A 23283-nucleotide genomic window follows, 5' to 3' on the forward strand; every position below is an offset into this window, starting at 1 on the left:
CCAAACCATGAACACGCTTTCGATATTTGGCCCTAACTCTGAGGGAATCCAAACTAGCCTCAGCTTTGCTAACCCCCTATACTGCGCCCCCATTATCGTTACAGATTTATGACAGGAGCACCCCAATGGCAGGCAACCCCTTTAGCAATCTGTTTGGCCAATCCCCGATTCGCCCCATTCAAGAACATATGGCAAAAGCTCAAGAGTGTGCGGCACTGCTGCCGACATACTTTGAAGCGGTTCTCGCTGACGATTGGCCCAAGGCGAAAGAGTGCCAAAAAAATATCCGTAAACTGGAGCATGAGGCAGACAAGTTAAAGAAAAACATTCGCCTCAACATGCCCAAAAATTTATTTATGCCGATGCCGCGTTCCGATCTACTCGAACTCGTATCCATGCAAGACAAAGTGGCCAACTGCACCAAGGATATTGCCGGCATCATGCTGGGCCGCAAAATGGTTATTCCAGAGGGTATCGCACCGTTAATGATGGAGTATGTTCACGTGGCAGTCGCTACGTCAGCCCAAGCACTCAAGGCCACTCAAGAGTTGGATGAGCTACTGGAAACCGGTTTTCGGGGTCGCGAAATTCAGGTAGTAGAAGAATTAATTAAAGAGCTGGACAACCTGGAAAACCAAAACGACAAGCTGCAAGTCAAAGTCCGGGCACAATTATTCAACCTGGAAAAAAACCTGCCTCCTGTTGATGTGATGTTTCTCTACAAGATCATCGATTGGGTTGGAGAATTAGCAGATCGCGCGCAACAAATCGGCTCGCGCCTACAGCGCTTAATCGCCAGCTAACTTCTTAATTTAATTTAGAGAATACTCACTATGTCTATTATTGCCGAGCACGGCCAAACACTATTAATTCTGGCCTGTTTATTTGGCTTTTTTATGGCCTGGGGCGTCGGCGCTAACGATGTCGCTAATGCAATGGGAACCTCGGTTGGTTCTAAAGCACTGACGATCAAACAAGCTATTTTAATTGCGATGGTGTTTGAATTTGCAGGCGCTTATCTAGCTGGTGGAGAAGTCACCGCCACCATTCGCAAAGGTATTTTAGACCCTGCCGCACTCGACGGGACGCCGGAGCTGCTGGTCTACGGCATGATGGCCGCACTGTTAGCGGCTGGCACATGGTTATTAATTGCCAGCATGATGGGTTGGCCGGTCTCTACCACGCACTCCATCGTTGGTGCACTAGTGGGCTTTGCCGCCGTTGGAATTGGTGTGGACGCAGTGAACTGGGGCAAAGTCGGAACGATTGTCGCTAGCTGGGTAGTCTCTCCAGTACTTGCTGGCACCATATCCTACGGCCTCTTTATGAGCGTGCAAAAACTGATCCTCAACACCGAAAAACCCTTTCAAAATGCCAAAAAATATGTCCCTCTTTATATGTTTGCTGTCGGCTTTATGATTGCCATGGTCACCCTGCTAAAAGGCTTAAAACATTTAGGGATAGAACTGGAATTAGGCTTGGGTAGCAAATTTACCAATGCTCTACCGGTTGCCGCTGCTGTTGGTATTTTCGTCGCACTAATTGGCAAACAGTTTCTTAACCGGGTACAGGAAGAGGCCATTCCTGCAACCGGAAATCGCTTTGATAACGTCGAAAAAATCTTTGCCATCCTGATGATATTTACTGCCTGCGCGATGGCTTTTGCCCACGGCTCCAATGACGTCGCTAACGCCGTAGGCCCATTGGCCGCCATCGTCAGCGTTATTCAAAGTGGTGGTGAAATTGCCAGCAAATCCCCATTACCCGGCTGGATATTATTACTGGGCGGTGGCGGTATCGTTTTAGGTTTAGCGACCTATGGCGTGAAAGTCATGGCCACCATCGGCAAAAAAATCACTGAGCTCACCCCCAGCCGTGGCTTTGCTGCAGAACTGGGGGCAGCGTCCACTGTCGTTTTGGCATCAGCTACCGGCCTGCCTATTTCCACCACTCACACCTTAGTTGGCGCGGTACTAGGTGTGGGTTTAGCCCGTGGTATTGGCGCGCTGAACTTACAAGTCATTGGTACTATCTTTATGTCGTGGATAGTCACTCTACCAGCCGGTGCTGGCCTGGCGATCATCTTCTTCTTCCTGTTTAAAGGTATATTTGGCTAAGTTCGATACGCCAGACTGCTGGCAACAGTGATCTGGCGTATCTACCCCGACGCTTTATTTTTTACAGCCAAACTGCACCATGCATTTATTGCCAACGAAAGTTAAATAGTTAACACTCTCCCGGTAAACGCTAAATACTCACAACCACGGTTACCGACATGTCACAACCGATACCCTCCCTCTTAACTATGATGCACGAACTACTGAGTGAGATTTCAGTCAGTTCTACTTCGGCCCAATGGGATACTGGCAATCGCAGAGTTATTGATAAGTTGGCAGGCTGGCTCAACAGCTTAGGGTTTCAATGCGAAATCATCCCGCTGACCAACCGGGGGAATAAAGCCAATTTAATAGCCACACTCGGTAGCGGGCCCGGTGGTTTAGTGCTGGCCGGACATACTGATACCGTGCCATTCAATGAGGAGCGCTGGGATATGAATCCACTAGCGCTCACCGAACAAGATAATAAATTATTCGGCCTGGGTAGCACCGATATGAAGGGGTTTTTCCCCATCGCTATAGAAGCGGCCAAATCTTTTTTAGAGCAACCACTGCAACAGCCGCTCATTATTCTCGCCACCGCTGATGAAGAAAGCTCAATGGATGGCGCCAGAGAGCTCGCCGCCCAAGGCCGTCCCAAAGCGCGAGTCGCGGTCATCGGCGAACCCACTGATTTAAAACCGATCCGCATGCACAAAGGCATTATGATGGAGGCGATCACCGTAGTCGGTCGCGCCGGACATTCCTCCAACCCAGCCCTGGGTAATAATGCGATGGAGGCCATGCACGTAGTGATGTCAGATTTGCTGGCTTTCCGCGCACAACTGCAACAGCGTTATAACAATCCCTTGTTTGACGTTGCCGTGCCAACTCTTAACCTCGGCTGCATCCACGGCGGCGACAACCCCAACCGCATCTGCGGCCAGTGCGAATTGCATTTTGATTTACGCGCCTTACCGGGCATGGATAACAGCGAAATACGCTATGAAATTGAACAGCGCCTCAAACCGTTAGCCGCGCAATTAAACGTCAATATCAGTCTGCGCTCACTGGTCAAACATATTCAGCCATTCGAGCAAAACCCCGACAGCGAATTAGTCAAATACGCTGAACAGTTAACGGGGCATAGTGCAGCGCCAGTAGCCTTTGCCACCGAAGCGCCTTTTATGCAACAACTGGGCATGGATACCATCGTGATGGGCCCGGGGTCTATCGATCAAGCGCATCAACCGAATGAATATATGGCCCTGAATCAAGTGCAACCTGCTGTGGATTTATTACGGCAACTTATTGCACGGTTTTGTTTATAGCCCCGTCGCCCATAGCGGCACAGGTGCAAGCTAAGCAGTAATAAACGTTTTCTAGCACTGCACTTGCCCTAGTGTATATTTATCCGCACAATATCAACCCAATAGCAATAACAGCGAACATCACCGTGCCTACAAAAGATTACGTCAAATGGTTTAGAAACTCAGCGCCTTATATCAATGCGCATAGAGGGAAAACCTTTGTGTTGATGTTAAGTGGTGAGGCGATTGCGCACCCCAACTTTGCCAATATCATTCACGACATCGCCTTGCTTAACAGCCTGGGTGTTAAATTGGTACTGGTTTACGGTGCCAGACCACAGATTGAAGAGCGGGCCGAGTTGCGGGGTATACCCAGCCGCTTTGAAAAAGCCTTGCGGATAACCGATGCGCAAACTCTGGAATGCGTGAAAGATGCAGCGGGTTCTTTACGGTCACAAATTGAAGCGCTACTCACTATGGGGCTGGCCAATTCGCCCATGCACGGCTCTCAAATTCGGGTGTGCTCTGGTAATTTTGTCGTCGCTAAACCAATCGGTATCAGAGACGGTGTTGATTTCGCGCACACCGGCATGGTGCGGCGGATAGATAAGGATGGCATTAATAAACAACTCGCGGACGGCTCCATCGTATTGCTATCCCCTACCGGCTACTCACCCACCGGGGAAATATTTAATTTATCGCTGGAAGATGTTGCTACTCAGGCAGCGATAAAACTCAACGCTAATAAGCTGATCGTATTTACCGAAGAAGCGGGCCTAAAAGATATGAATGGCGCGCTGATTCAAAACTGCGAAGTCAGCGAATTAAAATACATCCTTGGCCACACTCAGGATAACGACACCGCCAACTTAATCAAATCAATTATTCACAGCGGAGAGAATGGTGTCAGTCGTTGCCACTGTATCAGCTATGCGACCGACGGAGCTTTGTTACAGGAATTATTTACCCGCGACGGCACCGGCACCTTAATCGCGCAAACATCCTATGAACAATTACGGGCCGCCACTATTAATGATGTCGGCGGTATTCTGGGGCTTATCGAGCCACTGGAAGCCGAAGGGGTACTGGTCAAGCGCTCAAGAGAAGTGCTAGAAACCGAGATAACCTTATTCACCGTTATCGAACGTGACGGCATGATCGTCGCCTGCGCAGCACTTTATCCTTATAAAGACGAACAGTCCGCCATTGCCCCTTGCGGAGAAATTGCCTGCGTTGCTACGCACCCGGACTACAGAGGTGAGGACAGAGGCGAGCGGTTATTGGCCGCATTGGAAATGCAGGCCTTGCAGCAGCAATTGGATAGCGTTTTTGTACTGACTACCCAAACCGCACATTGGTTTCAGGAACTCGGTTTTGTTGAAAGCACACGGGATCATTTGCCGGAGAAAAAGCAGCAGCTTTATAACCTGCAAAGAAACTCGAAAGTGTTTATTAAAAAAATATAGCGCAGCCGGTTACGCATGATCATTCGTCATCTGCAAGACATTCCCGACAGCCAGGTTTCCCACAACGCAAAAATCAGTAAAAAACAAATACTGAATAATCAGCTGTGCCCAAGCCTGACTCAATTCTCCCAAGCCACATTCCCGCCCGGCGAAAATGCACCATCCCATTGCCATGCGGATATGACCGAAGTCTTTTTTATTCAATCAGGGTGCGGCAATATTATTATAGATCAACAGCACTACCCCATTAGTGGTGGCACCACGATAACGGTGCAACCTGGAGAGTTTCATGAACTGCAAAATACGGGTGCTGAGGACTTAGTAGTATTGTATTTTGGGATAGTGGATCAATAGCGATTATTATACGAGCACTAACCTAACTCATAATATTGTGATTGATTTAACGTCCATCTCATTCGACTTCTTTTTATAAGTATTTGCCGACTAAACTTGATATACCCGTTAAATTAATACTCATTCCAGTAAAGACAAAATCGTCACCATTATCTATCCGGGACAAACCCAATGTCAGCGTACTCTTACTGGAAATTCGAAAACCTACGCCGGCGCCAATAACATGCCCCACTTCTGTAGTGTCTTCTTCTTTATTAATGCCAGAGGGTAAATCCCGCTCTAGCCTGGCGATATTTGCACCAACATAAGCATAAGCCATGATTTTATTACTAATTTTATTAACAACGCCTGCGTTAAGGTTTAAATAGGCCTCATGCTCAAAACGCCTACTTTTAACATCATCAAGTACCAGCTGTTCAATATTAAACGCCAGATCACCGCCTAAAAATAAGGGGCCAGAAAAATTATTCATATAAGAAAATTTAAATAAGCCGGTGTTTCCATCACTACTTTCTTCCTTCCCACTCATAAATTCATAACCAAACGTAGCGTAATCATCACCCCGGGCGTTTATCGACAATAGTAATATAATAGTGAATATGAATTTCATAGTTGTCCTTAAAAAAAGTATAAACGTTCAACTCTTACTTTTGGCCATCGCCAGAAAAATCAGCAGCACTAGTAGTAGGCGCCATTTATGACTCTAAATAGATCGGCCGCCATACAGTGGAACCGGCCCTAATTCACATAGGGATACGCAGTCATGTATTGCTCAAAGCATTTCTTAGCAAGCTAATCCATACTTGATATCCTGCAGCACTTAAATGTACCCCGTCTCCAGTATGAAAGGCTTTCTTTAAACTACCCGCATCACCCTGAAGTAAATCTCTAGCATCAACAAAGACAACATTTTTATAATTTCTTGCCAGAGCTTTGATTGCAGCATTTAATTTTATTATTCTTTCGTTAGTTAATGGCATCGATTCGACGCGTTCATCTACAGGCAATATTGCACTTACAACAACAGGCATATCTACCGGTAAATAGTTTAATATTTTCTGATAGTTTTGCACGATACTATTATTATCCCGATACTTTAAATCATTTACACCAATAGCAATAACTACTGCTTTAGCTCTATCAATTGACTTATAAAAGGGCAGCCGCTTAATAACACCGAGTGTTGTATCGGAGCCAATGCCAAAATTGACCGATACATCAGCTATCGCAGACGTCGCCAAACCCTGAGTAACGCTGTCACCAATAAAAAGCGTCGCCCCGGCAGGGATCGAGCCATCCATACGTTTATGGTATTTGGTGATTCTATTGTAATAGGGTGATATCTCAGGCTGTTGATGAGTGCTATTTTTACCAAGAATCGTGCCGAAAAAATCGCTTTGCATGAGAATTACAATGCAGAATATATGTAGGCCGACTATATAGATCGAGTATATCTTTTTAGAATAACTCATAGATTCCCTTTGATGTAAACCGCAATGATAGGCCAGATGATACAACCCCGAATGAGCTGCATTGAATGCTGCGTTATGCCATTTTAATGATACATGGCCCAGTATTTACTAAGGTTCCGAAATACTTTGTCTTTTTCTTGAGGGGAATAGTTAGCTATAAGCGCCATGCTCGAATAGGCAAGTTTTATATTATGCGGCTCCGCTAATGGCCGCTGCCAGAAAGATAGCTGCTTTGGATCAAATACCCTCTTCGCTACTAAAGGATAAAGATCTTTATGCAATCTGGAACTCAAAAATATATGTCTGGATAGTGGCCCCAACCCTTGGTGGGCTATTTCACCATACCCCAAAGCTTCTAACTCTAGCAGCGCATGAGCATAAGTAACCGAATGAAGCAGATCGCCAGCCAGAAAGTAAAAAGTCTCGCCAATAGTTTGATCCGGATATACTGTTTCATGAACTGTCAGTGAATATTCTGCGGCCTCTTTAACAGAAGAAAATGATTTACAACCACTATAGTCTACCTCGGAAGATTGATAGTTATTAATTCCATAGTGGCGATTTGGAACATCTTCAAGACACTGCCGCAATAAAGTAACTAGACCTTCGGATACTTGTCTGGTCAATAGTTTTGGCTCCTGCACCAACGCCCTTAATGCCAATGTTCCGAAAATCACTCCATGCCCTGTGGTTGAATGTGAATTCACGCAGATTGAAATGGCCGATAAAAGCTCATCTACACTCACCAGGCTGTTATTTAAAGAGCTGAGCTCAAATATTACTGGGTCCGCAGAAATAGTTTGATCAAGATACTTAGTGATCGCTCGGCTCACTTCAACATCTAGGTCATTATCCTTGAGCAAGAAAAAACCCGCCAGAATCGATGCGCCAGAGTGACCAAAAAACCAAGGTAAGCTAAGCTTTCTCGTTGTGTTCACCAGCGCAGACACACCTGCATGAAGATACTTATCCATTGGTATTACTCAAACCTTTCTTTGGTGCAATAGATTTTATGCTACTAGCATTTAATGAATGCTAATAGGGATCGACTTTTTTCGCATCCAGTCGCAGGTGCGGCATTGATAAAATTGTTATGCACTTACCACATCCGCATGATATTTCTTGCCGCGTCTATCTTTTATTGTAGTTGCACCTACAATGCCACCCGACTCCATAAGAAAGAAAAGCGTTATAACTTCAACTCTCATAGGGTGCTCTATATCGTGTTTTTTGATCAGCCTCATTAGTTCTGGAGTATATTTTTTTACGGCCACCCTTAAATCTTTTCCATACGGTGGCCAAAGCCTAATTCTTTCGGGCGCCCATTGTATTGATAAAGGCTGGGGGAATTTTTTATTAGCCTCATTAATCAGAACTTTAATAAAACCCTCTGATCCTTCATGGCTTTTATTCTGAAAAAAGTCTTCAATGAATTTATGTAGATCACTCTCAATAATATCAATACTGCTCATATGGACGCCTAACGCTAATTATATTGACCAGCAGGCATAAATTACCTCAACAACACTACCAGTCGTTATATCCCGCCCCAAAAGGGATAAACTACAGAATGGTCAGGAAAAAACAGACTTTTATTTGTTGCGCTTCTAACTTTGACTTATTTTCCCTAAAAAGAGGTAAGTAACGAGCTTGTAAAAAACTCTCACTTATACAGTTTCCGATATAAGCGTTCTGATATGTACTCACCTTGATTTCGCGCACATTTTTCGAGTTTGTTACACGCCGATGGCTGTAGACCTAAGAAACCTGCCAGTTTAGTTTGACAATGTCTATCTTGTTCATAAATGACATCATCGCCCTCAATTAATTTAAAGCTCACATCTAAAGTCGCAGGAACACCTCCAGTATTTCCAAATACGAATATTCCTGGAGTAGCACCGATTATTTCAACAATTAATTCTCGCTTATATGTTGATTGCGAGATCGGCAATCCGTTTTCACTAGAACGCTCAATAATTGATGCTGTAATATGTTCTTTAATTTCACACTCTGAAAGAATTTCTGGTTTTATGGCATTTGAGTTTCGATAGGTCACCTTGCCATTAAATTTAATGGGGTTATTCTCATTAACGACATCCCTGATAGTTAATTCGCTAGGTGGCTTCGAGCTCACACAGGATACTAAAAATACTGCCACTAAGAGCACACCAATTTTAAATCTCATAATTCTCACTCATTACTCTAAACTCAGATTACTTTGAAAAGCGAACCCAGAGACAGACACTCCTAATTATCAAAAGGGAAAATATAGAATAATCAGTTTAAACATGCTACCAATCGACTTTTATTTGCCTTAACACTTTCTTTTTATTATCAAACGGATAATGTCTGCAATGCAGTATAGCTCAGCAGACTTAACTCCAACCCCCCAGCAATCTCCCATTCCAGCATAACCTACTGCCTACCCGGCAATGGCAACTGCGGCAAACCATGCGTCGCCAGCATCAACCCCTGCTGAAAGTATTCATTGCTTTTTTCATGCTCGCCCAAGCACGCCAACAACCGGCCCAATTCAGCACAAGTGTCGCCACTTTCTTCCAGCTTTAAACTTATTTCAAAATATTCGCGCGCTTTACCCCACAGCGAATTACGCAAACTCAAGCGGCCTAAACACAATAACAGGCTGGCGTCATTATTGCGTTCTTGCAACCAACTTTCCGCGTGCAGTAATTGCTTGCCGGCATCCTCACCTTCTACCCGGCCATACAAGTCCACTAACTTTATATTCCAATCTTTTTTCAGTTGTTTGCGGATAAGCTTTTCAGCTTCGACCATTTCGCCTGCGGCGATAATACGCTCAGCATAGGCTGCTACTACATCACTATTTTTAACCGCTGTTTTGGGTAACATCTTCCACAGCTTATGTAACTCTGCTGTCACATCATTGCGCAGCTTGGCGGTTTCAATAATACTGTTTTTACTCGCGGTTAATTCCAGTGCCGTTAGCTGCTCTGGCGATAACACTTTGTATTTTTTTAGTTCCGGCACTAACTTCAATAACTCTTGCCAGTCATTCAAGCCTTGATACGCCTGCTTTAACAACAATAAAACATGGGGATGTTTACCGGCATTGCGACGCACCCGGGTCAGGGTGGCCAGACTCTGTTCATAACTGCCGCTGCGCAACTGTAATTCGGCTTGAGTCAAACCTACCGCAATACTGGCCCCGCTGGCACTGGCTTCGGCTTTGGTTAAATACTCTTTTAATTTTTTATCGTCACCTAGCGCGTGACTGGCTCGAGCTGCAATCAAGTAGTTAATCAGCGGGGTTTCTGACTTGGCCGCTGCGCGCACTAAAATGTTTCTTGAACTTTGCCAATTACCTTCAATGAATGCGATTAAACCCTTGGTGGTTTGCTGTTGACTGCGACGAAAACCGCGACCTGAAATCCAATTGCTCACTATTGAGCTACCGGTAATAGCCCTGCGCAACACACTGAAAAAGCCATAACACAACGCAAACAATACGATAAATGCACCCAAGCCTACCCACACGGTACTTTCAATCGTATACAGCCCGTAGCTTATCAACACATAACCGGGATCATATTCGATAGCGGCTACCAACAGGGCAGATACTATTAGAACGATTAAAACAGCAATCAGTAGTCGCTTCATTACTGAACCGCTCCGTCATCAGTTTGCAACTGCGGCGTCAACGGATGAATGGTTTCGAGATACGAATTCAGTGCTCTTAAAGAACCGGAAATATCCGGCAAATCTATGGTGATAGGCTGATCCGCCACTTGCTCAATGTTTGCCAATATTCGATTGGTAGCCTGTTTATCCAAGGTGTAATAGCGCACCAACCACTGTTTAGCTTTTGCCAGACTATCGCTATACATTGTTTGCTTGCCGGACAACACTGCAAGTTGCGCTTGCTCAAACATCAGCTGAATGTTCTGCCGCACTATCGCTTCATACTCTGGCGATAACCGTGGCTGATAAATTTCATCGCGGCGATTTATTTGAATAAATTGACTCAACTTATTTAACGCCGCCCTAAAACCTGTTTGCACTCGCTGCTGCCAATTGTCTGCTTCAATTTCTTCTTCAACGGCTGGTTTGAATGGTTCCAGACTAACCAAATGTAATAGCGCCGCCTGCTCTGCTATTGCACCGATCCGCAAATAAATGCCTTCAATATCGACATCGCCAGCCACCCGTAATGCTTCTCTATCCATCGCCAGCGCCTTGCGCACCGGATGCAATGCACTGTCATTTAAACTACGAACAATTTCATCGGCAGCATGTAATAAATCCGCTGCGCCTTTTACTTCTTTGCCCATCAACAAGCGCTGATTCGCCAAACGAATTAAATATTCAACTTCTGCCAACAACCAGTCATCGCGATCCGTGGTGGACATCGCTAACAACCGTTTTTGTTGACTTGCTTGCTGCTGTTGCAAGGCCTCTATATTTTGCTGGTCAATTTGCTGCTGGCGCGCACTCTCAGCGCGCTGTTGATCCAGCTCCCTTTGTAATTCACTGTGCTTATTTAGCTGGCTATCCAACCGCTGAATAGCCGCCGTAATATCGGTGCGACTCTGCTGCAATTGCTGATGCTGCAAAACACTTTGCTGCCATAAATAAGCGCTGGCGGCGACCGCTAATAACGCCACTACCAGGCTAATAAAAGCCCATCGGTTAGACGGTTTTCCCACTTTACTGCTCGCTGCCGGCGTGCTTGTCGCAACTGGCTGTTTATTATCTGATTCCACGTTTTATCCGTTCCCGATGGTTATTTAGCTAAGCTTAACAAGCGCGCCAGTACCGCTTGATCACTGGCATTATCCGCAACAATGATGTTGGTAAACCCCTGCTGCCTGGCAAATTCTGCCACCCGCAGCCCCGGTACTAATACGGTTTGGCTTTGCAAAGTACTGAGTTCATCCGCGGCCAGCAGCATTAAACTCTGTAAGCTTTCGGTGCTGTTCACACAGATAATATCAATCTTCTGCTGTTTAATAATACTGCTTAACGCCGCTGCTGGCGATGTAACCATACCGCGACGATAGCATTCGGCATATTCAACGACCGCCCCCGCGCTGTTAACTGCTCAGCTAGGTATTCCCGGCCACCAATACCACGCACAATCAGAATCTTCTGTTGCTTAACACTTTGTAATTGCGCGTGTTGCAGCAAGGTCTCGCTATCCATCGTCGAGTCAGCATCTGCAGTATTTACTGGCACCCCGCCGCTAGCAGACCGGCAACGGTGCTACTGCCAATACCGTACCACTGGATCGCTACCGGTAGCTGTGGCCAATATTGATTGATCCAATCCATGCCAAAGCTAACCGCGTTGGTACTGATAAAAATAATATGCTGATACTGATCCAGATTCATAATCAGCTGCTTGCAACGCTGATAGCTGGCAGCATCCTCAACAGTATCCAGCGCGTTAATTTCCAACACCGGGTAGTGAATACCATGACCACCAACGGCGTTAATACCCGCCAATAATTTCTCAGCTTGCCCCTGTGGTCTGGTGACTAAAATGTTTAGCCCTGCCAGCGTCATTACCACTAAGCCTTTTCGTTATAGACAGCTTGCAGAATTTTATCCGCCCCTTGCGCGAGTAATTCTTCCGCTACTGCCACCCCCAAAGACTGTGCCGAGTCTCTTGGTCCACGCCGTTCACTACGTAAAATTTCACTGCCGTCAGGATTACCCACCAAACCACGCAGCCATAAATGTTCCGGATTTTGTGGATCAGTAATAGCAAAACAGGCAATAGGCACCTGACAACCACCTTGTAAACGCAAATTCAGCGCGCGCTCCGCCTCTACACATTCGGCACTGGCTTGATGGTGCAAGGGCGCGAGTAATTTTTGTAGGCGCTGATCCGCGACTCTCGTTTCAACGCCCACGGCCCCCTGGCCTCCCGCCGGTAAACTATTTTCTACCGGGATACGGGTGCGGATTCGATCGTCCATTTTTAACCGCAGCAGTCCAGCAGTAGCAAGAATAATGGCATCAAATTGATCTTCATCCAGTTTGCGCAATCGGGTATTCACATTGCCGCGCAAATCCAACACTTTTAAATCGGGGCGACTGGCCCGCAACTGACTTTGCCGACGTAAACTGGAGGTGCCGACGCGGCTGCCCAAGGGCAGTTCTTCAATACTGTTATAGCGATTGGAGACAAACGCATCGGTGGGGTCTTCGCGCTCGCAAATAATAGCCAAGCCCAAGCCTTCGGGAAACTCCATCGGTACATCTTTCATCGAATGCACCGCAATGTCGGCACGATCTTCTAACAATGCCGCTTCCAGCTCTTTAACAAACAAACCTTTGCCACCAATTTTTGACAAGGGCGAATCCAGAAATATATCGCCCTTGGTGGTCATGCCCAATAACTCAACGGTGATATCAGGGTATAAAGCCAATAGCTCGGCTTTGATAAATTCAGCCTGCCACAGCGCTAACGGGCTTTCACGGGTAGCAATACGGACTAATTGTTCAGACATACTCACTCTTTTATTGGGTTAGCTTGAAAGCGCGCAATGATAACATCTGTATCGGCATTAGGCTTTACCAGTGCTAAATCCGCGTTACGGCCCACACCACTGAACGTTCACAGTGCGTGCAATAACTTGCGAACCTCGGCCTGATGACGGCGACTCACTATCGGGCCAGTCACTGCACCGGCCAACTTCAATTGCATCCCTTCATCAGTTTTTTCCAACCCTTGAATGTGCTGCACAGCCACTAGGGCATTGCGATGAATACGAACAAACACACCGGTAAATTCCCGCTCCAATTCTTTTAAGGGGTCATCGATCAACACTTCCTTGAGCGCACCACCTGCTTCAGTTACATAGTAAACAGTGACGTATTTTTGATCTGCCAGAAAATAACGCACCTGCTCCACCGGGATCAATTCAATACCACGGCTGGTCTTGGCGGATATATGCTGGCGCTGACTATTCGCCGCCACCGGATCCTGCTGGTTCGAACTTTCAATCAAGGCGCTGATTTGTACCCGGTTCAACTTTTGCGCTTTGGCCAGTGCCAGCGCTAATTTTTCTCGATTCACCGGCTTTAACAGGTAGTCCACCGCATTAGCCTCAAAGGCATCCAGCGCATAATCGTTATAGGCCGTACAAAAAATAACAGCCGGAGGTTGTTCGCTGCCCGCCAAGTGTCTGGCGGCCTGCAAGCCATCCATCACCGGCATGCGAATATCCATCAGCAACACATCAGGCTCGTGTTCATTACAGGCGGCTATCGCCTGCTCGCCGTTATCGGCTTCGGCCACCACCTCGTAGCCCCCTTGCTGCTCCAGTAACCGCACCAAGCGAGTACGCGCCAACGGTTCATCATCCACGATCAATACTTTCAACGCTGTATCCTGTTCTTTTTTAATCCTGCCAACCGCACGCTAACCATCCATCGTCACCGGATAGCTAATAGTGGCGACATACTGTTGCTGATCCAACGCTGTCACCAGTCCCGCCTTGGCGCCATACAAAGCTTGCAAGCGCCGGTGAATATTGTCCAATGCCAGTTGATTACCACTGCCCGTGCGCACCGGTTCAGCGGCGACGGGTTGGTGATACTCAGAGTAAAAACCCCCTGTGCATAGCGGGCAGCAATGGCCACGGTACCACCGGCAGGTAATTGCTGAATACCGTGGTAAATAGCGTTCTCCAATAAAGGCTGTACCGACAAACTGGGGATTTTCAATTGCTGGGGCACCTGGTCGACCTGCCAGTCCAATTGCAGACGCTGTCCCAGCCGCAGTTGCTCAATACGGGTGTAACGACGACACAACTCCAGCTCTTCCGCCAGTGTGACCTGGGTTTCAGCCTCCGCCAGACTGGCGCGAAACAAGCCGGCCAAATCTTCTACCGCTGTCTCCGCCGCCTCCTGATCCACCGCTATCAAGCTGGCGATAATATTCATGCTATTAAACAGAAAGTGTGGCCGAATGCGGGATTGCAGTGCCTGAATACGGGCCTGTAATTCTGCCCGCTGATTCAAGCGCAATTGCTGGGTGAGATAAAAATAACGCAGGGCAATACCCGCCAGTACCGCACAGATCAAAATATGCGTCAGCAAGCGCCCCCCATCCACTGGCCAGCCTCCACCGTTTAATGCGCCCCCAATAACCCCTGCCCCAGCACACTGGTCACCGTGACCACCAATAAAATCAGTAGATAACATAAGCCTGCGGCGCGCGCCAAGGGCCAATCGCTTAGGTGTGGGCGCAGCAGACATAACAAAGCCGCGCTCAATAAAAATACCCACTGCACAAACAAAGAGGTGAGTGATAACGACAGCCAATTGAATTCTGCCGCGCCGTTAGCGGCCAATTCCAACACGATCGCCAACAGCTCCGCTACCAATACTAGAAAGAACACCGCCTGCACATTGCACAAGTCGGGAATAAAAAATTCTTGTGCCGCCGAGTTTGATGTTGGCGCGGCTGCAGCCGCTACGGGTTTGTTATTTTCCATAAAACGTCTAATCATTATTAATGACAAAACTATAGCGCAATACCGGCAAACAATATCTATCAAGATGGCCATCGGCTGGCTAATTGTTGCTATAATCCGCCGCCAATACAGTATCTTACTCAACGTCCAAACAACTAAGTGAATTCCATGACTGATCAGGATCAAGCCATCAAACCCTGGGGCGGCCGCTTTAGCGAACCCACCGATGCTTTTGTCGAACGTTTTACCGCCTCGGTAGAGTTTGATAAGCGCATGTACCACCATGATATCAATGGCTCGCTAGCCCATGCGCAAATGCTCACCAAAGTGGGGGTGCTTAGCGCTGATGAATTGGACCAGATTCAAACCGGTTTGGAAGCGATTCGCAGCGAAGTGGAAGCCGGGGAATTTCAGTGGTCAGTAACGCTGGAAGACGTGCACATGAATATTGAAGCGCGGCTCACCGACAAGATTGGTATCACCGGTAAGAAATTACACACCGGGCGCTCGCGCAATGATCAGGTGGCTACTGACATCAGACTCTATCTTCGGGACGAAATCGACACTATCAGCAAAGAACTGACCCGCCTGCAACAGGGCTTGATCGCTCTGGCCACGCAACATGCCGATACCATCATGCCCGGTTTTACCCATTTACAAACCGCGCAACCGGTAACATTTGGCCATCATTTATTAGCGTGGAATGAAATGCTGGAGCGCGATTACGGCCGGCTGATCGATTGCCGCAAGCGGGTAAACCAATCGCCATTAGGAGCCGCAGCTCTGGCTGGCACCACTTACCCCATCGACCGGGCCATGACTGCGCAGCTATTGGGCTTTGAAGCACCCACGGAAAACTCACTGGATTCAGTCAGCGACCGCGACTTCGCCATAGAGTTTACCGCCTTTGCCAGCTTAGTAATGACTCACTTATCCCGCTTCAGCGAAGAGCTGGTACTGTGGACTTCAGCCCAGTTTAACTTTATCAATCTGCCCGACCGCTTCTGTACTGGCTCATCGATCATGCCGCAGAAGAAAAACCCCGATGTACCTGAACTGGTGCGGGGCAAAGTCGGCCGGGTCAACGGCCATTTGATTTCACTGCTCACCCTGATGAAGTCACAGCCACTGGCCTACAACAAAGATAATCAGGAAGACAAAGAACCCTTATTCGACACTATCGACACCATCAAGGATTGCCTCAAAGCCTATGCCGATATGGTGCCCGCCATCGAACCGAAAAAAGCCGTCATGCTGGAAGCGGCGCGCCGTGGTTTTTCTACCGCCACCGATTTGGCCGATTATTTAGTCCGCAAAGGCATGCCCTTCCGCGATGCCCATGAAGTCGTTGGCAAGTCAGTGGCTTATGGCGTAGCTGAGGAAAAAGACTTGTCTGAAATGTCACTGCAGGAATTACAGCAGTTCAGCGACATTATCAGCGATGATGTGTTCGAGGTGCTGACACTGGAAGGCTCAGTAGCGGCTCGTGACCATATTGGCGGAACTGCACCCAAACAAGTTAAATCCGCCGCAGAACGCGCCACCCAAAAATTGCAGCAGCGTTAAACCCCCTTACCAGCCTAACAGCCGCCAAGGAGGGCGCTGTGCGAAAGTTTTCACCTAATTTGCTACTGACTTGCACATAATAACATTTAAGTTATTATGTGCTTTCGCCAGATAAAAAGGATTTTGTATGGCTAAAGTTATGCCCCGAATCATTCGTGAATATATTCAACCCAGTGGCAGGAAACCATTCAGGGATTGGCTGCTGTCATTAAAGGATGCCAAAGCCAGAGTGAAACTCACTATCGCAATTAGGCGAATGGAGACGGGTCACTTTGGCGATACTAAAGCACTGGGAGATGGCTTACAGGAACACCGGCTATTCTATGGCCCAGGCTATCGTATCTATTACACCTTAGAAAAGGACGAAATTATTATCCTTTTTGCCGGTAGCTCTAAAGCCGATCAAAACCGAGCCATAAGCAAAGCCAAGCAATACTTAACCGAGTATAAAAAAGGAGGATCACATGCCCCTTACACGAGATTTTAAAGAAACGGTGATGGAAGCCTGCCAGGACCCGGAATTCCGCTTTCACCTAATTCAAGAAGCCATCGGGGTCTACCTCAACGGCGAAGTCCAGGTGGGCAATGCCCTGCTCAGGGACTATATCAACGCCACCGGTTGTGCCGACCAAATCGCCAGTGAAATCGGTGTCGCAGTACCCAGCCTGCGACGAATGCTCAGCGCCAAAGGCAATCCCACCGCCAAAAACCTGCTGCATATTATCCGCATTTGCCGGCAGCGCGAGGGGCTGGATGACAAAGCCTTGTTCCGTGCCGCCTAAAAAGCAGCCAAAATGGTCACACTACTCAATTCCTGACGCTTTTGGCCGCTAAAGAGACTATAGCCACCTATACTGAAATCCATGTCATCACTACAAACCAGCCACTCATCGATTGATCAGGGGGTTGACCGCAAGACGCTGAAAAATATCAAAAAGCGTTTTTTTGAGGTCAACAGCGCCCGGCTGGCCCGCACTAAATCGGCACTGGGTGGTCGCCAGCAAATTTTTCTAGAATTGCTGCCGATGCTATTCCACGCCAACCACCCGATGTTGCCCGGCTATGTCTCCCATCAAACACCCTGCGGTGTCACTGGCTTCAACCCCAACCAGCAGGATGTACAAAAAGCCCAGCGCTTAGCCCGCAGCTTTACCTATCGCCGTCAGCCCACGATGCGACGCCAGATCCACGGCATCTTCCTGATGGGTTCCTGCGGTACGGTGGCGCAGTCAGAAAAATCGGATCTGGATATCTGGATCTGCCACCCGCCACTGGGCGGTGAAGAGCAAATGCTGCTGCGACACAAATGCGATGAGATTACCCGCTGGGCTATGAGCATTGATCTGGAAGCGCATTTCTTTTTAATGGAAGACGAAAAATTCCGGCAAGGTGAACGTGAAGAACTCTCCACCGAAGACTGTGGCAGCAGCCAACACTTCTTGCTGCTGGACGAGTTTTATCGCACCAGCGTATGGATCGCTGGCAAGGTGCCCATTTGGTGGTTAATCCCACCGGAGGAAGAGCAGCACTACGATTACTACGCCGACACCCTGCGCAAAAAACGCTTCGTACGCAATGATGACACGCTGGACTTTGGCGGCGTCGGCCTGATCCCCGCCGGTGAATTTGTTGGCGCGGGTGTATGGCAACTCTACAAAGCCATCGACTCCCCTATAAGTCGGTACTGAAAATTTTGCTGACCGAAGTCTACGCCGCCGAATACCCCCATGTAGAACCACTCAGCACCCAGTTTAAGCGCGCCATTTATAACGACCAACTCGATATCGATGAGCTCGACCCTTATGTGGTGGTCTACCGCAAGCTGGAACAATATTTATTAAACCGCAATGAATTAAAACGACTGGAACTGGTGCGCCGCTGTTTTTATTTCAAAATTGGCAAAGCCCTGTCACGTCCCAGTCGCGACCCCCGTAAATCCTGGCAACGTCAGCTGATGGAAAAACTGGTGCAACAATGGCAGTGGCCAAGAGAACAAATTTACAATCTGGATGCGCGTAAGCAATGGAAAGTTAGCCGGGTTATTGAAGAACAAAAACAATTGGTTCGCGAGCTGACTAATAGTTATCGCTTTGTCCTGGAGCTAGCAAGACGTACCCGCTCTTCCGCTATGATCAACTCACAGGAAATGACCGTACTGGGGCGAAAACTCTATGCCGCCTTCGAGCGCAAGGCGGGAAAAATCGAATGGGTCAATCCAGGCATCGCCAACAATTTAATTGAAGAGCAATTAACCTTTTACCAAACCCAAACCAGTCATGATTCTGCGATCAGTTGGGCAGTCAGTGCCGAACCTTTAGCGCAGCGCGATATCAGTAGAGACCAGCCCATAAAACGTGCTGATGAAATCATTACACTAATGGCCTGGTGCCACTTTAATAAACTGTTAGATCACACGACCCAACTTAATATCGTCGAAGGTGATCACGGTATTAGCGAATACGAATTACATAGTATGTTTCGTAGCCTGAGGCAACATCTATCTGTGGCCAAATCGCAAAATGACACAGATGATGAAAAGCACGATCGCTTTAGTCAGGCCATGCGCCCCTTGCAAATTCAGTTGTTTATTAATGTCGGGGTAGATCCTTTAGCCCAAATGCGTACCCAAGGTATGGAACGGTTAAGTGCACACACCGACAGCCTTGGTTACAGCGGACTCAAGGAAAACCTGGTACTGAACTTGGAACAAGTGATGGTCAATAGCTGGGGCGAATTAAGTAGCCGCCGCTACGATGGCGACTTTGCGTTAATTCGTTGCATCAATGATTATTTACAATTATTGCCACCGGGCAGCCGCCACGGCTTGCCTAAACTCGACGTCCAATGTTTTTGCCCCACCCGAGCCAGCGCCATAAAATTACGGGTGGAAGAATTATTTCGCGACATTGCCGCTTGCTACTACAGCGGTACTCGTCCCGCCAACACCCGCTACGTCCTTGAAATTCAGCGCGAGTATTATGTATTGCAATTTACTGGCAAAACGCCACGCTTTGAACGCGCGGGCAACTACTCGGCGCTACTTACCTATTTAGGTCAATCGCAACAGGAATTCAGCCCCATCGTACTGGACCGCTACTGCCTGAAGCATTCCGCATTATCAGCCATCGTCCAACAGTCTTTAGCTAATCAAATTCAAGTCTATTATCAACCACAAGAAGACTCTGCCGACGTTTATGTACTGGACGAAAAAGGGTCTTTATTTTATTTCAATACCCCATTCCGCGATGAATACACCCTGCTTTCGCCGCTAGATCAATTTATTCAATCCACTTTATTTAGACGCAGTAGCGAACACAGCCACTTTTTAGCCAATCACAATAGTTTTGAATTAGATAACTTTGACTTAAGCCACTACGAAATCGAGTTTTACCAAATTAATCAAAGCATCAACAATGTTCAACTGAGCCGTCGCAATGTACTTAATCACATTGAAGGCACTAATTTTTTCAATGTGCAGGCCATTGCCGATCAAGACCTAAACGGCCGTATCCTGTTTAATATTTATTGTGACCAACAGGAATTTACCGAACTGGAATTTGGTAAAGCGCTATACAACACCGCCGCTAAATTTATTTTGAGCCGACGCAACTCTCAGGAACGCTACCCCTGCTATATTACTGATTTGGATTTAAGTCGCTATCGCGGTGAGAATAATACGCCATCGCAAACTATTGATTATTTGAAGCATAAACAAAAGCTGGAGCAGGCGTTAAATCACGCGTTGCAGGCGCTTTAGCTTAAAATTATCACTGTTTTTCAATCGCGATGCTGTCTGAAATCAATCCGAAAAACCCGATTAATCCGAAGTCATCCGGGGTGTTTCAGATTTATCCCGGACAGCAATGCTATCAAGTCGAGGATGACTCCGGCTTATTTATGGCGTTTGGAATTTATTCCTAACTCACAATAACAACCACTACCACTCCACCGCCTTAACCCCAATATGAAAAACCACATCCGGCGCCGTATCAACCGCAATATCCTCACTCACTGCCAAATCCAACAACCAATGCTCCGACAAACGAATAGCGCCGCCGATAATCAATTGCGCAGAATCATCACCCAACTCAGTCAGCCCACTATCGTAAAACGCCGAATGCACGTCTAACTGTAATTTTAAACTCACCGCAGAACTGTATAACCAACTCAGTGTTGAGGAGCCAAATACTACCCAGTCTTCTCGTAGTTCAGATAACACTTCACCGTCATCCATAAACATTACGCCGGCGCTGCCATGAAACGCAAAAGCCGATTGGCCTAACTGCTGATCGCTAAAATTAAGTGCCAGGGAAATATCGGTAGACTCCGAACCTAACAGCGAATCGGCATCGCCGGTGGGGATTTTTACCGCCGCTCGTAACGCCCAATATTGATCGTCGTTGTTAGATAATTGGTAGGCCGCGCTCAGGCTAACATCCCCTACACCCGCCTCCGGCTCATTCAACAGCACGCTATCGCCAGCGGCATTTTGGTAGCTAAACTGTAATTGATCCTGCGGAAAGGCGGGGCGGTCACCATCGGGGAAACCCCAGAAGTCATGCCAGTCATCGATAAAGCTGTCTAGCCCACCACTTTTATGGCTGAGGTAAGGGACATCTATACCCAGCTCCCACTTTTCATTCAAACCGTAGCGGCCTTGCAGATTGACGCGATGGGTCTCGCCGTCGATAAACACCTGCTCGCTGGCGCTATCATTCTCGGCAAAGTTATTGGAGACATCAATTTGTAAGCCGCCACTCCACTGCCCACTACCTTGCAGCTCAGCACCCTGCGCTGCGGGTAAACCATAAATCTGCACAAATGGGCTGCGGCTGGTAATCACATAAGGATCATTCAGGCGATCAGCCGCCGCTGCACTGATCACAACCGCTGGCACTAACAGCACGCTGGCTAACAGCTTATTGATTTTATTTTTCATCGTATCCCTTGTTTGTTAACGACTGGTCGAGGCAGCCGAGTATAGCAAAATAACATTGGGGTTCAGCCCAAGTGTCGCTATAATCGCCGCTTATCCAACGAGAATTTCTGATGCGCCCTAGTTTAATCGCCATAAGTTGCCTATTTCTTTTGACCGCCTGCGGCCAAAAAGGGCCGCTTTTTTTGCCACAATCAGCCACCCCTACCCAGCAGGAAGTGGAGCCGCGCAACACACCGGCTACAACCGAAGCTGAGCGCAAAGATAAAGCTGAGACTGACGACATCGACGAGTAAGCTCCAAATTCTTGCAACACACGACAACACCACAGAACAGGTTTAACCCCGATGGAAGCCTTTGAATATCGCAACGGCGAACTGCACGCCGAAAATGTCCCGCTCGCGGCTATTGCCAGCGAATACGGCACTCCTACGTATGTGTATTCACGGGCACATTTGGAACAACAATTTTTGTCCTATCAACAAGCCCTCGTTGGTCGCAAGCATTTAATCTGTTATGCAGTGAAGGCTAATTCCAATATTGCGGTATTGAATGTACTAGCACGACTAGGCGCCGGCTTTGATATTGTTTCCATCGGCGAGCTGGAGCGCGTCTTAGCGGCTGGGGGCGACCCTTCCAAAGTAGTCTTTTCCGGCGTGGCTAAAACGGCACTGGAAATGCGCCGGGCATTGGAGGTCGGTATCCATTGTTTTAATCTGGAATCTGCTGCTGAACTGGAGCAATTGCAAAGCGTGGCGGCGGCGATGGATATCGTTGCGCCGATTTCGCTGCGGGTGAATCCCGATGTCGATGCACAAACTCACCCTTATATCTCAACCGGCCTGAAAGATAACAAGTTTGGTATCGCCATTGAGCAAGCCCCGCAGGTGTATCAACGCGCCACTGAACTCAGTCATATTGAAGTGATCGGGGTAGATTGCCATATCGGTTCGCAGCTAACCGAGGTCGCGCCCTTTCTCGACGCCATGGACAGAGTGTTAGCCCTGATCGATCAACTCGCAGCCAGTGGCATCAGCATTCGCCACCTGGATTTAGGCGGTGGCCTGGGGGTGCGCTACAACGATGAGCAACCACCTGCGCCTTCAGCCTACGTAGCAAAAGTGTTAGAGCGACTGGGCGACCGTGATGTCACCCTGGCCTTTGAACCTGGCCGCTCTATTTGCGCCAATGCGGGAGTGTTATTAACCAAAGTCGAATACCTTAAGCCAAACGCTCACAAAAACTTCGCCATTATCGATGCCGCCATGAACGATATGATTCGGCCGGCACTTTATCAGGCCTGGCTGAATATCCAGCCAGTGGCACCGCGTTCAGACGGCGAAGCCAAGCTCTGGGATTTGGTGGGCCCTGTCTGTGAAACCGGTGATTTTTTGGGCAAAGACCGTGAACTTATTCTTGAGCAAGGGGATTTATTATCCGTCGCCTCTTCAGGCGCCTATGGATTTACCATGAGTTCCAACTACAATAGCCGAGGACGCGCAGCTGAAATTATGGTGGATGGTGATACTATGCATGTCATTCGCTCGCGGGAAACCATCGCCGACCTGATGCGGGGTGAAGCGCTGCTGCCATAAGACTGTCGTCCAGTCTTAACGAAA

General features: G+C 47.8%; 24 protein-coding genes and 2 pseudogenes. 11 read left to right on the forward strand and 15 right to left on the reverse strand.

Annotated elements, in window-relative coordinates:
• Nucleotides 1-125 precede the first annotated feature (125 nt).
• From UNITIG_RS11235 to UNITIG_RS11255, 5 genes are all read left to right on the forward strand, one after another.
• A complete protein-coding gene (locus UNITIG_RS11235) occupies nt 126-803 on the forward strand; it encodes a TIGR00153 family protein (RefSeq protein ID WP_101758464.1) in 678 nt (225 codons plus the stop codon).
• Nucleotides 804-833: 30 nt separating this feature from the next.
• A complete protein-coding gene (locus tag UNITIG_RS11240) occupies nt 834-2117 on the forward strand; it encodes an inorganic phosphate transporter (RefSeq protein WP_101758465.1) in 1284 nt (427 codons plus the stop codon).
• A 158-nt stretch (nt 2118-2275) separates the two neighbouring features.
• On the forward strand, nt 2276-3427 hold the full coding sequence (argE, locus tag UNITIG_RS11245; protein ID WP_101758466.1) for an acetylornithine deacetylase: 1152 nt from the start codon (nt 2276-2278) through the stop codon (nt 3425-3427).
• Between the two features lie 119 nt (nt 3428-3546).
• Nucleotides 3547-4872, forward strand: a complete 1326-nt coding sequence (gene argA, locus UNITIG_RS11250) for an amino-acid N-acetyltransferase (protein ID WP_101759261.1) — start codon at nt 3547-3549, stop codon at nt 4870-4872.
• Nucleotides 4873-4887: 15 nt separating this feature from the next.
• Nucleotides 4888-5226 (forward strand): cupin domain-containing protein, encoded by a 339-nt coding sequence (locus UNITIG_RS11255; protein WP_101758467.1) that lies wholly within the window; start codon nt 4888-4890, stop codon nt 5224-5226.
• A 73-nt stretch (nt 5227-5299) separates the two neighbouring features.
• On the opposite strand, the gene UNITIG_RS11260 is transcribed toward UNITIG_RS11255, so the two are convergent.
• The 14 genes from UNITIG_RS11260 to UNITIG_RS24300 all read right to left on the reverse strand — a co-directional run bounded on the left by UNITIG_RS11260 (nt 5300) and on the right by UNITIG_RS24300 (nt 15183).
• A complete protein-coding gene (locus UNITIG_RS11260) occupies nt 5300-5836 on the reverse strand; it encodes a hypothetical protein (RefSeq protein WP_101758468.1) in 537 nt (178 codons plus the stop codon).
• 151 nt (nt 5837-5987) lie between these two features.
• Nucleotides 5988-6629 (reverse strand): GDSL-type esterase/lipase family protein, encoded by a 642-nt coding sequence (locus tag UNITIG_RS11265; RefSeq protein ID WP_159931143.1) that lies wholly within the window; start codon nt 6627-6629, stop codon nt 5988-5990.
• Nucleotides 6630-6781: 152 nt separating this feature from the next.
• Entirely contained in the window at nt 6782-7672 is an 891-nt protein-coding gene (locus UNITIG_RS11270; protein ID WP_101758470.1) for a hypothetical protein, read from the reverse strand.
• Between the two features lie 117 nt (nt 7673-7789).
• The gene (locus UNITIG_RS11275) at nt 7790-8170 is read right to left on the reverse strand and encodes a hypothetical protein (protein ID WP_101758471.1); all 381 of its coding nucleotides are present in this window, start codon (nt 8168-8170) and stop codon (nt 7790-7792) included.
• Nucleotides 8171-8361: 191 nt separating this feature from the next.
• Nucleotides 8362-8883: a hypothetical protein gene (locus UNITIG_RS11280; protein WP_101758472.1), complete on the reverse strand. Its 522-nt coding sequence runs from the start codon at nt 8881-8883 to the stop codon at nt 8362-8364.
• 230 nt (nt 8884-9113) lie between these two features.
• Nucleotides 9114-10337 carry a heme biosynthesis HemY N-terminal domain-containing protein gene (locus UNITIG_RS11285; RefSeq protein ID WP_101758473.1) on the reverse strand — a complete coding sequence of 408 codons (1224 nt, stop codon included), beginning with the start codon at nt 10335-10337 and terminating at the stop codon, nt 9114-9116.
• Nucleotides 10337-11440, reverse strand: a complete 1104-nt coding sequence (locus UNITIG_RS11290; RefSeq protein ID WP_101758474.1) for a uroporphyrinogen-III C-methyltransferase — start codon at nt 11438-11440, stop codon at nt 10337-10339. The genes UNITIG_RS11285 and UNITIG_RS11290 overlap by 1 nt, the downstream gene beginning before the upstream one ends.
• Before the next feature lie 20 nt (nt 11441-11460).
• The gene (locus tag UNITIG_RS11295; protein WP_101758475.1) at nt 11461-11724 is read right to left on the reverse strand and encodes a uroporphyrinogen-III synthase; all 264 of its coding nucleotides are present in this window, start codon (nt 11722-11724) and stop codon (nt 11461-11463) included.
• A complete protein-coding gene (locus UNITIG_RS11300) occupies nt 11697-11912 on the reverse strand; it encodes a hypothetical protein (RefSeq protein ID WP_101758476.1) in 216 nt (71 codons plus the stop codon). The genes UNITIG_RS11295 and UNITIG_RS11300 overlap by 28 nt, the downstream gene beginning before the upstream one ends.
• Nucleotides 11903-12241: a uroporphyrinogen-III synthase gene (locus tag UNITIG_RS11305; RefSeq protein WP_101758477.1), complete on the reverse strand. Its 339-nt coding sequence runs from the start codon at nt 12239-12241 to the stop codon at nt 11903-11905. Before UNITIG_RS11305 ends, UNITIG_RS11300 begins: the two co-directional genes overlap by 10 nt.
• Before the next feature lie 5 nt (nt 12242-12246).
• A complete protein-coding gene (hemC, locus tag UNITIG_RS11310) occupies nt 12247-13191 on the reverse strand; it encodes a hydroxymethylbilane synthase (protein ID WP_101758478.1) in 945 nt (314 codons plus the stop codon).
• A 107-nt stretch (nt 13192-13298) separates the two neighbouring features.
• Entirely contained in the window at nt 13299-14066 is a 768-nt protein-coding gene (locus tag UNITIG_RS11315) for a LytTR family DNA-binding domain-containing protein (protein WP_101758479.1), read from the reverse strand.
• 101 nt (nt 14067-14167) lie between these two features.
• Nucleotides 14168-14890 carry a sensor histidine kinase gene (locus UNITIG_RS11320; RefSeq protein ID WP_235015357.1) on the reverse strand — a complete coding sequence of 241 codons (723 nt, stop codon included), beginning with the start codon at nt 14888-14890 and terminating at the stop codon, nt 14168-14170.
• The gene (locus tag UNITIG_RS24300; RefSeq protein WP_235015358.1) at nt 14818-15183 is read right to left on the reverse strand and encodes a hypothetical protein; all 366 of its coding nucleotides are present in this window, start codon (nt 15181-15183) and stop codon (nt 14818-14820) included. Before UNITIG_RS24300 ends, UNITIG_RS11320 begins: the two co-directional genes overlap by 73 nt.
• A gap of 147 nt (nt 15184-15330) precedes the next feature.
• Between UNITIG_RS24300 and argH the strand changes: the two genes are divergently transcribed.
• From argH to UNITIG_RS11340, 4 genes and pseudogenes are all read left to right on the forward strand, one after another.
• Nucleotides 15331-16728, forward strand: coding sequence for an argininosuccinate lyase (gene argH / locus UNITIG_RS11325; protein ID WP_101758480.1), 1398 nt, complete (start codon nt 15331-15333; stop codon nt 16726-16728).
• A gap of 127 nt (nt 16729-16855) precedes the next feature.
• Entirely contained in the window at nt 16856-17215 is a 360-nt protein-coding gene (locus tag UNITIG_RS11330) for a type II toxin-antitoxin system RelE/ParE family toxin (protein ID WP_101758481.1), read from the forward strand.
• Nucleotides 17193-17510 carry a DNA-binding protein gene (locus UNITIG_RS11335; protein WP_101758482.1) on the forward strand — a complete coding sequence of 106 codons (318 nt, stop codon included), beginning with the start codon at nt 17193-17195 and terminating at the stop codon, nt 17508-17510. The genes UNITIG_RS11330 and UNITIG_RS11335 overlap by 23 nt, the downstream gene beginning before the upstream one ends.
• An 81-nt stretch (nt 17511-17591) precedes the next feature.
• Nucleotides 17592-20485: pseudogene (locus UNITIG_RS11340) on the forward strand (class I adenylate cyclase).
• Nucleotides 20486-20665: 180 nt separating this feature from the next.
• Here UNITIG_RS11340 and UNITIG_RS11345 read toward each other — a convergent pair.
• The gene (locus UNITIG_RS11345; RefSeq protein ID WP_101758483.1) at nt 20666-21667 is read right to left on the reverse strand and encodes a DUF3187 family protein; all 1002 of its coding nucleotides are present in this window, start codon (nt 21665-21667) and stop codon (nt 20666-20668) included.
• Between the two features lie 110 nt (nt 21668-21777).
• Between UNITIG_RS11345 and UNITIG_RS25595 the strand changes: the two are divergent.
• Nucleotides 21778-21849, forward strand: a pseudogene (locus UNITIG_RS25595) (lipoprotein); the annotation flags it as partial.
• A 162-nt stretch (nt 21850-22011) separates the two neighbouring features.
• Nucleotides 22012-23259, forward strand: coding sequence for a diaminopimelate decarboxylase (gene lysA, locus UNITIG_RS11355; RefSeq protein WP_101758485.1), 1248 nt, complete (start codon nt 22012-22014; stop codon nt 23257-23259).
• Nucleotides 23260-23283 lie beyond the last annotated feature (24 nt).

The organism is Oceanicoccus sp. KOV_DT_Chl, from assembly GCF_900120175.1.
Lineage (GTDB): Bacteria > Pseudomonadota > Gammaproteobacteria > Pseudomonadales > Dasaniaceae > Oceanicoccus.

Bases quoted from the DNA above. Each gene is read 5' to 3' on its own strand.
- UNITIG_RS11235 (WP_101758464.1), top strand. From the start codon at position 126: ATGGCAGGCAACCCCTTTAGCAATCTGTTTGGCCAATCCCCGATTCGC.
- UNITIG_RS11240 (WP_101758465.1), top strand. From the start codon at position 834: ATGTCTATTATTGCCGAGCACGGCCAAACACTATTAATTCTGGCCTGT.
- argE (WP_101758466.1), top strand. From the start codon at position 2,276: ATGTCACAACCGATACCCTCCCTCTTAACTATGATGCACGAACTACTG.
- UNITIG_RS11255 (WP_101758467.1), top strand. From the start codon at position 4,888: ATGATCATTCGTCATCTGCAAGACATTCCCGACAGCCAGGTTTCCCAC.
- UNITIG_RS11260 (WP_101758468.1), bottom strand. From the start codon at position 5,836: ATGAAATTCATATTCACTATTATATTACTATTGTCGATAAACGCCCGG.
- UNITIG_RS11265 (WP_159931143.1), bottom strand. From the start codon at position 6,629: ATGCAAAGCGATTTTTTCGGCACGATTCTTGGTAAAAATAGCACTCAT.
- UNITIG_RS11270 (WP_101758470.1), bottom strand. From the start codon at position 7,672: ATGGATAAGTATCTTCATGCAGGTGTGTCTGCGCTGGTGAACACAACG.
- UNITIG_RS11275 (WP_101758471.1), bottom strand. From the start codon at position 8,170: ATGAGCAGTATTGATATTATTGAGAGTGATCTACATAAATTCATTGAA.
- UNITIG_RS11280 (WP_101758472.1), bottom strand. From the start codon at position 8,883: ATGAGATTTAAAATTGGTGTGCTCTTAGTGGCAGTATTTTTAGTATCC.
- UNITIG_RS11285 (WP_101758473.1), bottom strand. From the start codon at position 10,337: ATGAAGCGACTACTGATTGCTGTTTTAATCGTTCTAATAGTATCTGCC.
- UNITIG_RS11295 (WP_101758475.1), bottom strand. From the start codon at position 11,724: ATGGTTACATCGCCAGCAGCGGCGTTAAGCAGTATTATTAAACAGCAG.
- UNITIG_RS11305 (WP_101758477.1), bottom strand. From the start codon at position 12,241: ATGACGCTGGCAGGGCTAAACATTTTAGTCACCAGACCACAGGGGCAA.
- hemC (WP_101758478.1), bottom strand. From the start codon at position 13,191: ATGTCTGAACAATTAGTCCGTATTGCTACCCGTGAAAGCCCGTTAGCG.
- UNITIG_RS11320 (WP_235015357.1), bottom strand. From the start codon at position 14,890: ATGTTATCTACTGATTTTATTGGTGGTCACGGTGACCAGTGTGCTGGG.
- UNITIG_RS24300 (WP_235015358.1), bottom strand. From the start codon at position 15,183: ATGGAAAATAACAAACCCGTAGCGGCTGCAGCCGCGCCAACATCAAAC.
- argH (WP_101758480.1), top strand. From the start codon at position 15,331: ATGACTGATCAGGATCAAGCCATCAAACCCTGGGGCGGCCGCTTTAGC.
- UNITIG_RS11330 (WP_101758481.1), top strand. From the start codon at position 16,856: ATGGCTAAAGTTATGCCCCGAATCATTCGTGAATATATTCAACCCAGT.
- UNITIG_RS11335 (WP_101758482.1), top strand. From the start codon at position 17,193: ATGCCCCTTACACGAGATTTTAAAGAAACGGTGATGGAAGCCTGCCAG.
- UNITIG_RS11345 (WP_101758483.1), bottom strand. From the start codon at position 21,667: ATGAAAAATAAAATCAATAAGCTGTTAGCCAGCGTGCTGTTAGTGCCA.
- lysA (WP_101758485.1), top strand. From the start codon at position 22,012: ATGGAAGCCTTTGAATATCGCAACGGCGAACTGCACGCCGAAAATGTC.